Below are 14003 nucleotides of genomic sequence, written 5' to 3'. Positions count from 1 at the left end.
CGGGTGGCGGCCTCAGGCCTTGATCTTGAAGCTGTCGGCGTACTGGGCAGGGTTCTTGCCGTCCCAGACCACGCCGTCGATCAGCTTGCTGCTGCGCAGCACATCCTTGGGCACGCTGACCTTGAGCTGGCTTGCCGCCTGCTGGTAGAGGTCGATGCGATTGATCTGCCTGGCCACGGCCAGATAGTCGGGATGAGCCTTGAGCAGGCCCCAGCGCTTGTGCTGGGTAAGAAACCACATGCCGTCCGAGAGATAGGGGAAGTTCACGGCCCCGTCGTTGAAGAACTTCATGTGGTTGGGGTCGTCCCAGGTCTTGCCCAGTCCGTTCTGGTAGCGCCCCAGAATGCGCTGGTTGATGGCGTCCACGCTGGTGTTGATATAGGACTTCTGGGCCACGGTCTCGGCCATCTTGGTCTTGTTCTGCAGGCTGGCGTCGATCCAGCGGCCGGCCTCGAGAATCGCCATCATCACGGCGCGGCAAGTGTTGGGATTCTTCTGTGCGAACTCGCCCGTGGTGCCCAGCACTTTCTCGGGGTGATCCTTCCAGATATCCTGCGTGGTATTGGCCGTAATGCCTATGCCGTCCATGATGGCGCGGTGATTCCAGGGCTCGCCCACGCAGAAGCCATCCATATTGCCCACGCGCATATTGGCCACCATCTGGGGCGGTGGCACGGTGATCAGCTTGGCCTCGGACAAAGGGTTGATGCCCGCAGCCGCCAGCCAGTAATGCATCCACATGGCATGGGTGCCTGTGGGGAAAGTGCCGGCAAACGTGTATTCGCGTTTTTCCCTGGCCATCACCTTGGCCAGGCTGGCTCCGTCCACCGCGCCCTTGTCGGCCAGGGCCTTGGAGAGCGTTATCGCCTGGCCGTTGTTGTTCAGGCTCATGAGCACGGCCATGTCCTTCCTGGGGCCGCCCACACCCAGATGCAGGCCGTAGACTAGGCCATAGAGCACATGGGCGAAGTCCAGCTCGCCGTTGACCAGCTTGTCGCGCACGCCGGCCCAGCTTGCCTCCTTGCTGGGGACGATCTTCACGCCGTATTTCTGATCGAAGCCCAGCACCGAGGCCATGACCACGCTGGCGCAATCGGTCAGCGGGATGAACCCGATCCTGACCTCCTTCTTCTCCGGCGCGTCGGAGCCTGCGGCCCAGGCGCCATGGTGGCCCAGCGTGCCATAGAGGGCAGCAGCACCGGCCACGCGCAGAAACTCACGCCGGCCACCGGCAGATACGGGCTCGGGCGCAGGAACAGTAGACGAAGGAAGGCGCTGGCTCATGAGAAAACTCCATCAAGAATCGTGGTGAAGGCGATCCGGAAAACAAAAAGGCGCCCTTCCCTCCTCGGGTGTGAGGAGAAAAGGACGCCGTTGTCCCAGGTCACTCGTAATAACGCTTTAAGCGCGACCGCCTTTGGTCTGCTTGACATCAACAGTCATGCACAAACCATGCCAGGCCTTGATCAGAGGCGGAGCAGGCTTTGCACCTCCAGTTTTGGCCCATATTTGGTGCAGCGCAACAAACACAGCGCAGCCAAGGCTATGAATTGGTGCTGCCCGGCAGCAGGTCCACCGTGGCCAGAATCGCCTCGGCCACATCCAGCATGCGCCGGTTCTGGTTCATGGCCGTCTGCCGGATCAGTTTGTAGGCATCGCCCTCGCTGAGCTGGCGGTAGTTCATCAACACGCCCTTGGCCCGCTCTATGGTCTTGCGCTCCTTGAGCGTGGCGCGTGCCTTGTCGATTTCGGTCTGCATGTCCTGCAGCCGCATGGATTGCTCCTGCACCAGCAAGACAATGCTTTTCTCGAGCTGCAACCCGTACGCACCCTCCGCTGGAAAGGAGGCGGCTGACTGCGTGGCCCCCAGAAAGGCTGCAGCCGCTTCGGCGCGAGTCCCCGGCTGCGGCTGCATCTCCAGCAGCGCCAGTTGCTGGCAGAGCGCGGCGCCGGCCTGCTCCAGCTTGCGCAGACATTGAGCCTGCAGCTCATCGGCCAGGAATGCCTCAATCTGGTGCATGGCGTCGAGCCGGCTGGAACAGGCTTCGAACCACGGCGAGCTCAGGCTGCGGTCCAGCGGCAGGCCGTCACCGGCCGTGCAGCCCATTCGACGCAGCCGCTCGATCACCGTCATATCGAGGCAGGCCCCGCATTGCTGCTGCCAGCGCTCCATCCCCGAGGGACTGGCGAAGTCTGCAAACACCTGAAAGCAACGCTCCTGCGACTCGATCAGATGCAGCCAATGGCGCTGACGCTCCGTCCTGCCTACCCCTGCGGTAAACGCCGCAACCCCCGTGGCACGCTCCTGGCCCGCCAGCTCCTTGCCCTGCATGAAATGAAACAGCGCCACCAGCAATTTCGCGATATCGGGATCGCAAGCACTGTCCGCCGCCTCGAACACCACGGTCAGGCAGGCCGCAATCATGCGGATCAACGCCTGAGTGCAGTCCTCGGCACTGAGCTGCAGCGCATCGCGCCGGCGGCGCAGCAGCGGCAGGGCTTCAAAGCCTTGCAGCGCATTGGCGATCGCATTGAACAGGCGAGCGCCATGCGCACCCGGCGCCCGCGCGCCCAGCTCTTCAAGCGCGAGGCAGACCCGCTCCATGACCCGGTCCACATGCAGGCCATGGTCGAGCAGGCTCTGCTGCGCCTGTGCTCCGCCGCTGACCAGAAAGATATTCGAGAGACCGCGCTCTTTTTGCAGCGCATGGACGAGCTCGGACACGCTCGCCACCAGGCTGCTGGCGCGGCTGATCTGCTCCAGCTCGGCAATCTCGCTTTGCCTTGCAGCCACCAGATAGTGCAGAGGCGTTTTCATGGGGTAGTGCTTGTCGTCATGTTGATGCCATGGACGATCAGCACGATTCATGCCATCTCAGGCAAGGCGACGCTGCCGCTTCTCCCAGAGCCGGTCCACCATGGCGCCCGCACCGATTCCCACGACATAGGCCAGCAGATCCAGGGGATCGAAGCCGTTGCCCAGCACCAGATAGGCCAGCTTGTTGGCACGCAGGGCCTGCATCCAGGGGGCCTGATAGAGCTGCAGGAACTCGATGGCAAAGGCGATGACCAGTGACCAGGCCATGAGCCTGCCGCGCGTGATGGTCGGCCGCAGCCAGGCCACGCACAGCAGCAGCACCCAGGCCCAGAGCGCATCGCCCGGATAGTTGCCCAGCACGACGGGAAAGGGCACGTAGCCCCGGCGCGAGGCCAGCCCGATGGCGATGACCGCCGCAATGAGCAGGGTCAACACCATCCGTGAGCGACGAAAGGGTCCGGCAGCGGCCAGATGAATCAACAAGCTGCGTCCCCTTTAGTCGATATGCGCGCCGGAGTCCTTGACCACCTGCTTCCAGTACGCCAGCTCGGCCGGCAGCATGTCCTTGAAGCTTTGCGGCGTGGACTCCACGCGCTCGGCGCCCAGAGTCTTGAGGCGTTCGGCCATCTCGGGCCTTGCCAGCACGGTCTTCACGGCCTGATAAAGCTTGTCCACCACCGGCTGCGGCGTACCGGCCGGTGCGAACAAGCCGTACCAGCTGGTCACGGCCAGGCCCTTGCCCAGCACGGGGATCTCGGGTGCCAGCGAGGTCGGCCTGTCGGACGCCACGCCCAGCACGCGCAGCTTGCCGCTGCTGACAAAAGGCATCACGCCCGGAAAGCTGCCAAAGGTCACCGGCAACTGGCCGGCCACCACATCGGTGGCGGCGGCCGATGCCCCCTTGTAAGGCACATGCAGCAGGCTCACGTTCTTCTGTTTTTTCAGCATCTCGCCCAGCAGATGGTTGAGCGTGCCGTTGCCGGCAGAGGCGTATTCCACCTTGCCCGGATGCGCCTTGGCATAGGCCACCAGCTCGTCCAGATTTTTGGCCGGAAAGTTCGGGTTCACCACCAGCAGATAAGGCGCGACGGCCAGCTGCATTACGGGGGTGAAATCCTTGATGGGATCGAACGGCACCCTGGAATAAAGCGCCGGATTGATGGTGTAGGCGCTTTGCGCCGTCACCAGAAAGGTGTAGCCGTCGGCCGCGCTGCGCGCCACCTGGCCCGTGCCCAGATTGCCGTTGGCACCGGCGCGGTTTTCCACGATGACGGGCTGGCCCAGCGAATTCTCCAGCCCCTGCGCCACGGCTCGCGCAATCACATCGTTGGCACCGCCCGGTGCCTGAGGCACGACAAAGGTAATCGGCTTGGCAGGCCAGTTGCCGCCCTGCGCCAATGCTTGCGTCAGAGGAGCCGCCACCACGGCAGCCACCGCCGCAAGCAGCAGCGAGCGGCGTTGGTTTCCGGAGATAAAAACAGCGTTTCGCGCCATCTCGGTGCGCGCAGCTTCTTCAAACTTCATGGCAATCATTTCCTGTGGTGGTGGACATGGATGCTGCCAGCCCTCCATGCTGGCCTGTCGTCCCATGCAACAGGCCATTCTTGCATCGCTGACCGGAGGGCCTGAACAGCGCTCACTGTTCAGCCATCGCGTTTGGCAGGGGCAGCCTCCTGCAAATGCAGTGACCCCAAGCCTGGCTGCGGCGGATCGACCTCATCAAAGCAGCACCAGGCCCGGCGGCAGGCTGTCGCCGAGGCTGCGCTTCTGGTCCTCGGCCTCCATCTGCACCACCTGCTCGACCATGGTCATCCAGCGCTCGGGCGCACCGCTGCTGCGCATCTTCTCCAGCACCTGCGCTCTGATGGCATCGGGCAGGTCGCGCGCGCGGTCACCCGTCATGCGGGCCATCTGTACGGCGGCAAACATCGCGGTTTCGTTCCTGCGCCAGTCCTGGGCCAGCGTGGCGCTCACAAACTCCAGAGCCGCCTCGGGCGGCATCACCAGATGGGCGTTGGCGGCCAGCGATTGGCGTGCCGCCAGGCGGCCTATGGCCCACCAGGTCTGCACGGTTTCATCCTCGCGCCTGAGGCGCTGCAGCATCCACTGCCCCATTTCCTGGCGGTACTGCCAGGGCACGGCCTCCATGGCCGCGAACAGGCGCAGCATGTCGTCATAGCTGCCATGGCTGGATTTGCCGCGCGTGTTCTGCTGCACGGCCTTGTGCATATGGCCGGCCACGTCTTCGAGCAGCTCCATCTGCCGGGTCTCGTTCAGACCCGCCGCCACGCGACGCCAGAACACCCACCACTCCGTCCAGTTGGCGGCCTCTTTGGCATGACCCAGGCCCTGGCCATACAAGGACCAGACCTGGTCTATGCGCCAGCCATCGAGTTCTGCACCCACGCCGGGGCGCAGACACCAGCCTGCGAGATTGAACCAGACGCGCTCATGGTCGGCCGTGCGGCGGCGGCGCCTGGAACGGGCCAGCAGCGCATCGAACAAAGCACGCAGCAGGCCCAGCTCCCAGCCCTCGCGCGGGCCGAGGACTCTCTCGAGCGACTGGCGCAGCTGGCGCACTTCCCGGGCCGTCACCTCCTGCGCCTGCGTGCCGAAGATGCGATCCACCAGGGCCACGGCTTCGGGCAGCCTGGCCATCAAAGAATTTGAAGATTTCCGGTCCTCAGCGCTTTGCGCATCTACGTTGTCAGCTATTGATTCGGAAGCTGCAGCACCACGCACGGCAAAAGACAGCAACCAGGACCGGCCTGCATCCGGCACGGCCACGCAGCGCACTTCCAGCGTGCCGACCTCGCTCATGCAGGCTTGCAGCTGCACCTCGACCTGGGCCGCAGCCCGACCTTCGGGCGCGGGCAGCACCGTGACCAAGGGCGGCAGCTCTACCCAGCCCTCACCGCTCAAAGGTGCAATCTGGCCGGGCTGCGCAGGCACATGGCTCTGGCTGTTGGCCAGCAAACTGAAGCGCACGGCCTGGCCCAGCTTGAGCGCAAAGCGCCGGCCAGAGAGCACCATGCGCACGCCCTCTTCCGTGCCACGCGGCAGCAGGCACAGGCCTTGCGGAGCCTCGCCTCTCTTGCCCGGCAGCAGCAACCAGTAGCTGCGTGCCGAACCGCCGCCAATGCGCGGCACCATGGTTTTGATCGCTGCTGATGCCTGCCCGGCCCGTGCTTCGGGCGGGTTGGGTGCGGCAACCTGAGTCGCCGCCAGCTCTGCCTGATGGCGGGCCAGCCCATAGGCCGCCGCACCGCGCGCCACGGCCCAGTCCGGGTGCGGGTTGTGCAGCACGCGCACCGGCCTGCCGCGCCAGCGGCCCAGCAATTCCGTCAGACGCTGCACCATGGCATGGGCGTGGAACACGCCGCCGTTGAGCAACACGGTATCGGGCAGCCCCCCGCTTGCATGCTGGGCGAGAAATTGCGCCAGATGACGACTGATGGCCGCATCGGCCGGATAGGGCAGACCAAAGCCGCGCAGCGCGCCCTGCCGCCTGGCGGGCATATCGCTGATCTGCACGACCGGCAAAAAGCCGTCGACCACCGACTGCCGCACCTGCTCGCGGGTCAACGTGACGCTTTGAGTCGCCGCCAGCAGCTTGCTGCCGCCCCCGAGCAAGGTGATGCCGATCTGCTCTGGCGCGTTCTGCGCCAGCAACTGCTCCTTGGCCATGCGGCAGCGCTGCACCAGTTGGGCAAAGCGCTGGACGGACAGCCTCTGGCCCTGGTCTCCCGCTTTGCCCGCAAACGCAGTCTCAAGCTGATGGGCCAGCGCCAGATCCATGTTGTCGCCGCCCAGCATCAGGTGTTCGCCGACAGCCGTGCGCGTCAGCGTGGGCAGGCCGCCGTCGGCCGATGCATCCACGCGGATCAGCGTCAGATCGGTAGTTCCCCCGCCCACATCCACCACCAGCACCAGCCGGCTGTCCGCCAGTTGCGCGGCCAGCTCATCACCCTGCAGCACCAGCCAGTCGTGAAACGCGGCCTTGGGCTCCTCCAGCAGTTGCACGCGCGGCAGACCTGCCATCTGCGCGGCCTCCAGCGTCAACGCACGTGCACCCTCGTCAAATGAAGCGGGCACCGTCAGCACCACGCTTTGCTGGTGCAGTGGCGCTTCGGGATGGGCTTTGTCCCATGCTGCTTTCACATGGGCCAGATAGGAGCTGGATGCCGCCAGCGGCGATACCTTGGTCACGTCCTCGCCTGCCCCCCAGGGCAGGATGGCAGCCGTGCGATCCACGCCGGTGTGCGAGAGCCAGCTTTTGGCACTGGCCACCAGCCGCCCCGGCACGGCAGCCCCCAGATCTCGCGCCCAGCGGCCTATGACGGCAGGCGCAGCTTCATCCGCGCCCTGCGGTGGCCAGGGCTGCTGCCAGGCCTCGCCCAGCTCGCCCTTTGCTGCCTGGTAACGTACCGAAGGCAGCAGAGGCTGGGCCACGACCTCGCCTGCCGTGCTGCGCTGCGGAATATCGAGCAGCGCGATATCACCCGTCGCACCGTCCAGCGCAACGCTTGCCACGACTGTGTGGCTGGTGCCCAGGTCTATGCCGACGGCGTGGGTGGGGCGAGATGGATGCATGGGCTGAGACGAAGACGCGTAAAACTCTGTCGCCGATCGTAACAAGAGCCGGATGCCCGAACCGCCTGCCGGGATGAGCTGCAGCCGCAACGACAACTGTCCAAAGCAGTGCACGTTGGCTGGCACGGGATTTGCCTTGTAACAAGCGCGCAGGTTCGCGCCAGTTTCATAGCAAAGATCGAAGGCTAGTCGCTACATGCCAGTCAAAACAACAACTGTGTCTCGTGTCCTCCTCGCTGCTCTGGCCACCGCCGGAGCTTCCGCCGCTTTGGCACAAAGCAGCGTTCAGATCTACGGCCGCCTCAATACCTCGGTCGAACATCAGAAGGTTGGAAGCAGCAGCCTGACCGGGCTCTTCAACAACAACTCGCGCTTTGGCTTTGTGGGCAGCGAAGACCTGGGCGGTGGCCTCAAGGCCGGCTTCCAGCTCGAATCCGGCTTCGAATCCGATACCGGCGCCGGTACCGGCAGCAACGGCGCCCTGGCCTTTCAGCGTCAAAGCGAAGTCAACCTCTCGGGCAGTCTTGGCAAGCTGCGTCTGGGCCGTTTTGGTGCTGCCACCTATTTCGGCATTGCAGACTATGGTGCACTGGATGAGCCCAACCACGACACCGGCTCCATCGCCGATGCGCTCTATGACTACGTGATGCGCAACACCAACAAGATCGCCTATCGCAGCCCTGTGATGGCTGGTCTGACATTGGAAGCTCAGGCATCGCTACACGAGAAGACAACAGGCGCCGTGCAAAAGAACGGCTACGACCTCTATGCCAATTGGGAACGCGGCCCATTGGCCCTGGGCGCGGGCTTTACCCAGCTGGGTGACGACAAGCAGTTTGCCCTGCGCGGCCACTACCTCTGGAATGCGCTGCAGGTCGGTGCCTACTACCAGCGCTCGGACAACGGCTCGGGCTCGCTGTGCAGCAATGGCGGTGCCGGTTGCGGCACGCGTGACGCTGCGCGCGTGACTGCGGTCTACCGGGTCGGCGCTTCGGAGCTTGCCCTGGGCTACGGCTGGGCGAGCCGATGGAGCCATGTGCCCGGCAGCAGCGCGCGCCAGTGGATTCTCGGCTACAACCACCACCTGAGCAAACGCACCAAGCTCTATGCTGCCTACACGCGCATCGACAACGGGTCCGGCGTGGCCTATGGCTATAACTTCAAGGGCGGCGTGGGCTATGGGCAGGATGCCAGCAGCCTGAGCGTCGGTCTGCGCCACGCGTTCTAGACCTCTGCTTGATTGGCGGGCGCGCTCCATGTTGCTGGTGGGCGTGGCGCGCGCCATGCTGCTCAAAAGAAGAGCTTGATGATCTTGCTCCTGGCGTGATTGGGCCTGAACCTTTTTGTGACATGCCTTTGCCACGGACAGCGGGCGGGTCTCGGCCGGACGTGCAGCCGCAAAAGAGAGAACAAAAGAGAGAACAAAAAAGCCCGCCAACCAATCGGCCAGCGGGCTGTCGCAGTCCAGCAACTCAGCGGCCTTACTCGGCGGCCTCCGCAGAGGTTTCTGCGCGCACATCGAATTCCACCTTCCAGCGCTCGCTTCCGCCCACAGGCACGGCATTGAGCTCCAGGGTGCCGATATCGGTCACGCGCGCCGCCAGGGTCACGGGCACCACCTCACCGGCCGCGCGGCCGGCGGCGGGCAGATTCAGCTCGATCTCCTGCAGCTCCACCAGTTCTTCAGGCGACCAGAAGTCCAGCATGGTGCCGACCTGATCGCTGCGGCGCACGGACGAGCCGAAGAAGCGCAGACGCACGGGCTCGCCCACGACCAGGCCGAACTCTTCGTCAGGCAGAGCGACTTCGGTGCCCTCTTCCATGCCGAACGGTGCCAGGCACAGGGCGGACAAGGGCGGCTCCATGCCGGGGATGGCGGGCATATTGCTCTCCACGCCCACGTAATAGGACTGGGCGGTGCCGCCGCGAATGCGCACGCCGCGACCGCTGGTGGCGATATGGCCGTAATAGGCCGCTCCGCGCGCCACGGCCAGATCGAGGTTGGCACCGTCCAGCAGACGCGCGGGCTCGCAGGCCTCGTCGTCCAGCCAGCCGTTGATGACTTCCAGGATGCGCTGCTCGATCTGGGGCGCCTTGAGCACGCCGCCATTGAACAGAATGGCCGTGGGGTGCAGAAAGGTGGAGCCGTCGATCTGCTCACCGTTCAGACCGTCAATCTCGGCCAGCGCATTGACCTGGCGGCTCAGGAAGGCCGCCAGATGGCGCGTGACGGCGGCATCCTGCGCATAGGGCAGGCCCAGCTGCGTGAGCGCGCCGCGCGCACGGGTCTTGGGCTTGTCGCTGACGGCCACCTTGGGGAAAAAGCCTTCGACCAGCATGGCCAGCACTTCGTCGCGTGTCACCTCGGTACGGATGCTGCCGCCGATGAGCTTGCTGCCCCGGCTGGGGACGACCACAGGCACGGCCTGCAGGCTGCTATCTGCCAGCAACTGCTCCTTGGCGGCGCGGCAGCCATGGGCCAGCGCGCGGGTTTGCCAGGCATCGAGCTGCTTGCCCTCGGCCGCAAGCTTGCGTGCCACGCCATAGGCCAGGGCCAGGTCCATGTTGTCGCCGCCCAGCAGAATGTGTTCGCCCACGGCAATGCGCTGCAGCTCCAGATTGCCTTCGCGCTCCAGCACGGCGATCAGCGACAGGTCGGTGGTGCCGCCACCCACGTCCACGACGAGGATGATGTCGCCATGCTTGACCTGCTTGCGCCACTGACCGCCGCTGGCCTGGATCCAGCTGTACAGCGCGGCCTGGGGTTCTTCGAGCAGCGTCAGCCTGGCAAAGCCCGCGGCCTTGCAGGCCTCGGCCGTCAACTCGCGCGCGGCGGGGTCGAACGATGCCGGGATGGTGACGGTGATGTCCTGCTGGGCAAACGGGGCCTCGGGGTGGGCCTGCTCCCAGGCGCGACGCAGATGCTCGAGATAGCGGGTGGAAGCGGTCAGCGGCGAAATGCGGCTGACTTCCTCGGGAGCATCGGCGGGCAGAATGCCGGCACGGCGATCGACGCCGGGGTGGCAGAGCCAGCTCTTGGCGCTGCTCACCAGGCGGATGGGCGTGGCCGCGCCACGGCTGCGAGCGAATTCACCAGTGATGAAGTCGCCGGGCGCGCCGGGCAGGCTGCGCTCGGCCTCGGTCAGCTCGCTCTCGTGCGGCAGATAGAGAAAGGACGGCAGCAGGGGCCTGGCCTCGACACTGCCGGGAGCCGTGAGCTGGGGAATGTCCAGCACGCCCTGCACCACCTTCTCGCCATCGCTGGCGGTCTTGTTCACATAGGACAGCGCGCAGTGGGTGGTGCCCAGATCGATGCCGATGCTGTAGCTGGCGCCGGCAGACTGGGCTTGGGCCTGGCCTGCTGGGCCTTGCAGCTGAGCGGCAGCAGCCACGGAATCAGGAGTGCTCGCAGCTTGACTGGCCGCACCCGATGCGGCGATGGAGGCAAACATGTTCATGGCTCACAGCTCCACTTCGGCCTGGGCGATGACCTTGGCGGCCTGAATGTCGATGAGCTGGGGCAGCCTGACCTCCGTCACCAGCCAGCCGCGGTGGGACAGCGTGCCGGTGAACGGTGGCTGGCCGAGCACATTGCCCGTCAGGCGCACGGCAGCGGCGTCAAAGCCGGCCGGCAATGTGATGCGCGAGCCTTCGGCTTCGCTGCACACAGGGGAGAGCGTGAAATGCTCGCGCAGCACCTTGCGGCAGCCTTCATGCACCACGCGCGCGGCGGCACCGATTTCGGCATCGGTATAGGGGGCGACGTCTTCCTGGATGAAGTCCACAAAGCGGGCCTCGCGCTGCATCAGTCCCAGCAGTTGCAGGGCGGCGCTGTCGGTGGCGACGAGTTTTTCCACCTCGACGGTTTTTTCGATCAGCTTCTCGACCGGAACCTCGACGCACTTCTCGACGGTCTTTTCCACGATTTTCTCGACCGGCACTTCGACACGGACCTCGACGATCTTCTCGACCGGCACTTCCACGCGCACTTCCTTGGGCGCAACGTCGGCGGCAAAGGCCTCACCGGCGCGCACACGGTTCACGTCGGCGGCCAGACGGCCGTTACCGAGGATGGCAAAGAAACTGCCGATCGCGATGGCGATGCGGCTCAGGAATGAGGGGGGGGTATTGGCAGTCATGGAGTCTGTCTCAAAACGGGTTCACGCACGCACAACCATTCTGTGGCGCCCTTGCGGGCTGGGCTGCGCGAACCGAAAACGGAGCCTGACAAGGCGGCAGCAGCACGGCCGGCCCTGGCGATACAAGGCTGGACGCGTCGCAAACGAATGCAGAATGCGCGCGGGCCTGTGCAACAGGCGCAGATATTACCCAAAAAGCCCGATCTGCCCTCCCGCTATGGCTTTGCCGCTCCGGCTGCCGCGCCGGAACGCGCGCTGCCGGGTCATACGCCGCAAGCATGACCTTCTTCCGTTTCATCGTTATGAAGCCGCCGCCATTTGCCGGATAGTTGCTGCAGGACATTGACACACAGGCCGTTGCGGCCACAGGTCCTGCCGGTTCAAGGGCTGCAGCAATGCGCGGCACCAGGAACGACCGAACAACAACTGCATTGCGTTTTCCATACGCCCACTTTCCGAGGAGACCTCCCCCATGCGCCTGATGACCGCGAACATAACGCTGGCATGTACCGCCCTTGTAGCCGCCATGGCCGCCGCTGGCGTCCAGGCCCAGACCACTTCCGGCAGCACGCTGGAAAAACTGCAGAAGACCGGCAAGGTGGTCATCGGCGTGCGCGAAAGCTCGGCCCCCATGGCCTATGCCATAGGCGCCAACCACCGCTTCACCGGCTACCACGTGGAGCTGTGCGAGAAGGTTCTGGCCCAGATCGCGCCCAGTGCCAAGATCGAATACATGGCCATCACCGCGCAGAACACCATGCCGCTGGTGCAGAACGGCACGGTGGATCTGGGCTGCGGCCCCACGACCAACAACCTCAGCCGCCAGAAGCAGGTCTCGTTTGCCGTCACTACCTATGTCAGCCAGGTGCGCATGGCCGTGCGTGCGGACTCGCCCGTGACCTCGTTCAAGCAGCTGGACGGCAAGACCGTGGCAGCTTCGGCAGGTACCACCGCCGTGCAGCTGCTGCGCAAATACAGTCATGACAACAATGTGAAGCTGCCGACCCAGCTGGGCAAGGACCATTTCGAGAGCTTTCTGATGCTGGAGTCCGGCCGCGCTGACGCTTTCGTGCTTGACGACAATCTGCTGGCCGGCGTGATCGCCAACTCCAAGGACCCCAGAGGCTACAAGATCGTGGGCGAGGCGCTGGGATCGGAGCCCATCGCGCTGCTGATGCGCAAGGACGATCCCGGCTTCAAGAAGGCCGTGGACGATGCCCTGGTGCGCATGATGAAGTCCGGCGAGGTGGCGAAGATCTACGACAAATGGTTTATGCAGCCCATTCCGCCCAAGGAAATGCCGCTGAACCTGCCCATGAGCGAGACGCTCAAGCAGCTGCTGCAAGCGCCCAATGACAAGCCACTGGAAGCCTACAACAGCTGAAGCAACCACTGGCCTGTGCTTGAAGCCATGCTTTATTGATAGCTGGTTGCGCCTGTTGATAAATCACTTCAGGCATATTCATGGCTGAATCCCTTGAAGGAGCTGCGCTGGCAGCTCCTTTTTTCCATTACAGCGGTGCAGAGGAAGCGAACTCCTGCGCAACCTGCTTGAGCCAGCCCTGGAAGGCCTGCAGCGGCGGATAGGCCGAGCGGCTGGTCGGCCAGGCCAGGTAGTAGCGCTCGGCGCTTTGCACCTCGGGCAGCTGCGGCAGGGCCTGGACCAGATCGCCGGCCTGCAGCTCGCGCAGGATCAGAAACTTGGGCAGCAGCGCCACGCCCACGCCGGCAATCGCCGCCTGCGCCGCCGTGGCGAACTGATCGAACAGCATGCCCTGCATATCGCCGCCCTGGCAACCCTGGCTGCCGAACCAGCGCTGCCATGCGTCGGGACGCGACGCCAGATGCAGCAGTGGCGCGCGCAGCAGATCCTGTGGCCGGGCAAAACCATGGCGGGCCGCCACATCGGGACTGCAGGCCGGCACCACGGTCTCGCTCATCAGAAACTCCAGCTCCGCGCCCGGCCAGTTCGGCAGACCGAAATGAATGGCTGCATCCACGGCTTCGAGCTGGAAATCGAACTGCGAAAGCCGCGTCGTCAGATTGATGGTGATGCCAGGATGGGCGCTGAAGAACTGCGGCAGCCGCGGCGCCAGCCAGCGCGTGCCGAAGGTCGGCAGGATCGCCAGGTTCAGGCTCCCGCCCTGCGGATTGGTGCGAAAGCCCAGCGTGGCATTGGAGATGCGCGCAAGGGCGGCGCGGATCTCCTGCGCATAGGCCTGGCCCGCAGCGCTCAGGCGCACGGTCTGGCGCTCGCGCACGAACAGCTCCGTGCCCAGCCGCTCCTCCAGCGCGCGGATCTGGCGGCTGACGGCGCTTTGCGTGAGATGCAGCTCGGCGGCGGCCGCAGTAAAGCTCTGATGCCGCGCCGAGGCCTCGAAGGCGCAGAGCAGGGACATGGGGGGCAGAAAGCGACGGGATAGCTGCATGGAAGGAACCGGTAAGTGTGGGAC

10 protein-coding genes are annotated in these 14003 nt (G+C 64.8%); 2 read left to right on the top strand and 8 right to left on the bottom strand.

The annotated features are described in order from the left end of the window. Nucleotides 1-12: 12 nt before the first annotated feature. The 5 genes from F0P97_RS03330 to F0P97_RS03310 all read right to left on the bottom strand — a co-directional run bounded on the left by F0P97_RS03330 (nt 13) and on the right by F0P97_RS03310 (nt 7411). Nucleotides 13-1284: a CmpA/NrtA family ABC transporter substrate-binding protein gene (locus tag F0P97_RS03330; protein ID WP_182285609.1), complete on the bottom strand. Its 1272-nt coding sequence runs from the start codon at nt 1282-1284 to the stop codon at nt 13-15. A gap of 259 nt (nt 1285-1543) precedes the next feature. Continuing rightward, nucleotides 1544-2869 carry a nitrate regulatory protein gene (locus F0P97_RS03325; RefSeq protein ID WP_232538113.1) on the bottom strand — a complete coding sequence of 442 codons (1326 nt, stop codon included), beginning with the start codon at nt 2867-2869 and terminating at the stop codon, nt 1544-1546. 6 nt (nt 2870-2875) lie between these two features. Continuing rightward, nucleotides 2876-3301: a DUF2809 domain-containing protein gene (locus tag F0P97_RS03320; protein WP_232538112.1), complete on the bottom strand. Its 426-nt coding sequence runs from the start codon at nt 3299-3301 to the stop codon at nt 2876-2878. A 12-nt stretch (nt 3302-3313) separates the two neighbouring features. Next, nucleotides 3314-4342 (bottom strand): Bug family tripartite tricarboxylate transporter substrate binding protein, encoded by a 1029-nt coding sequence (locus F0P97_RS03315; RefSeq protein WP_182285608.1) that lies wholly within the window; start codon nt 4340-4342, stop codon nt 3314-3316. 195 nt (nt 4343-4537) lie between these two features. Beyond that, nucleotides 4538-7411 carry an Hsp70 family protein gene (locus tag F0P97_RS03310; RefSeq protein WP_182285607.1) on the bottom strand — a complete coding sequence of 958 codons (2874 nt, stop codon included), beginning with the start codon at nt 7409-7411 and terminating at the stop codon, nt 4538-4540. Between the two features lie 196 nt (nt 7412-7607). Between F0P97_RS03310 and F0P97_RS03305 the strand changes: the two genes are divergently transcribed. Continuing rightward, nucleotides 7608-8639, top strand: coding sequence for a porin (locus F0P97_RS03305; protein WP_182285606.1), 1032 nt, complete (start codon nt 7608-7610; stop codon nt 8637-8639). A gap of 253 nt (nt 8640-8892) precedes the next feature. On the opposite strand, the gene F0P97_RS03300 is transcribed toward F0P97_RS03305, so the two are convergent. Together F0P97_RS03300 and F0P97_RS03295 are read right to left on the bottom strand one after the other, a co-directional pair. Beyond that, nucleotides 8893-10869, bottom strand: coding sequence for an Hsp70 family protein (locus F0P97_RS03300; protein WP_182285605.1), 1977 nt, complete (start codon nt 10867-10869; stop codon nt 8893-8895). 3 nt (nt 10870-10872) lie between these two features. Next, on the bottom strand, nt 10873-11550 hold the full coding sequence (locus F0P97_RS03295) for a DUF2760 domain-containing protein (RefSeq protein ID WP_182285604.1): 678 nt from the start codon (nt 11548-11550) through the stop codon (nt 10873-10875). A gap of 472 nt (nt 11551-12022) precedes the next feature. Between F0P97_RS03295 and F0P97_RS03290 the strand changes: the two genes are divergently transcribed. Beyond that, nucleotides 12023-12934 carry a transporter substrate-binding domain-containing protein gene (locus tag F0P97_RS03290; protein WP_182285603.1) on the top strand — a complete coding sequence of 304 codons (912 nt, stop codon included), beginning with the start codon at nt 12023-12025 and terminating at the stop codon, nt 12932-12934. Nucleotides 12935-13061: 127 nt separating this feature from the next. On the opposite strand, the gene F0P97_RS03285 is transcribed toward F0P97_RS03290, so the two are convergent. Continuing rightward, nucleotides 13062-13979, bottom strand: a complete 918-nt coding sequence (locus F0P97_RS03285) for a LysR family transcriptional regulator (protein ID WP_034381395.1) — start codon at nt 13977-13979, stop codon at nt 13062-13064. Nucleotides 13980-14003: the final 24 nt, after the last annotated feature.

Origin of the sequence: Comamonas testosteroni (genome assembly GCF_014076415.1) — a bacterium.
GTDB lineage: Bacteria > Pseudomonadota > Gammaproteobacteria > Burkholderiales > Burkholderiaceae_C > Comamonas > Comamonas testosteroni_F.
The sequence above is the reverse complement of the archived record's forward strand: the minus strand, read 5'-3'. Positions and strand labels throughout refer to the sequence as shown.

Bases quoted from the DNA above. Each gene is read 5' to 3' on its own strand.
- F0P97_RS03330 (WP_182285609.1), bottom strand. From the start codon at position 1,284: ATGAGCCAGCGCCTTCCTTCGTCTACTGTTCCTGCGCCCGAGCCCGTA.
- F0P97_RS03325 (WP_232538113.1), bottom strand. From the start codon at position 2,869: ATGAATCGTGCTGATCGTCCATGGCATCAACATGACGACAAGCACTAC.
- F0P97_RS03315 (WP_182285608.1), bottom strand. From the start codon at position 4,342: ATGAAGTTTGAAGAAGCTGCGCGCACCGAGATGGCGCGAAACGCTGTT.
- F0P97_RS03310 (WP_182285607.1), bottom strand. From the start codon at position 7,411: ATGCATCCATCTCGCCCCACCCACGCCGTCGGCATAGACCTGGGCACC.
- F0P97_RS03305 (WP_182285606.1), top strand. From the start codon at position 7,608: ATGCCAGTCAAAACAACAACTGTGTCTCGTGTCCTCCTCGCTGCTCTG.
- F0P97_RS03300 (WP_182285605.1), bottom strand. From the start codon at position 10,869: ATGAACATGTTTGCCTCCATCGCCGCATCGGGTGCGGCCAGTCAAGCT.
- F0P97_RS03295 (WP_182285604.1), bottom strand. From the start codon at position 11,550: ATGACTGCCAATACCCCCCCCTCATTCCTGAGCCGCATCGCCATCGCG.
- F0P97_RS03290 (WP_182285603.1), top strand. From the start codon at position 12,023: ATGCGCCTGATGACCGCGAACATAACGCTGGCATGTACCGCCCTTGTA.
- F0P97_RS03285 (WP_034381395.1), bottom strand. From the start codon at position 13,979: ATGCAGCTATCCCGTCGCTTTCTGCCCCCCATGTCCCTGCTCTGCGCC.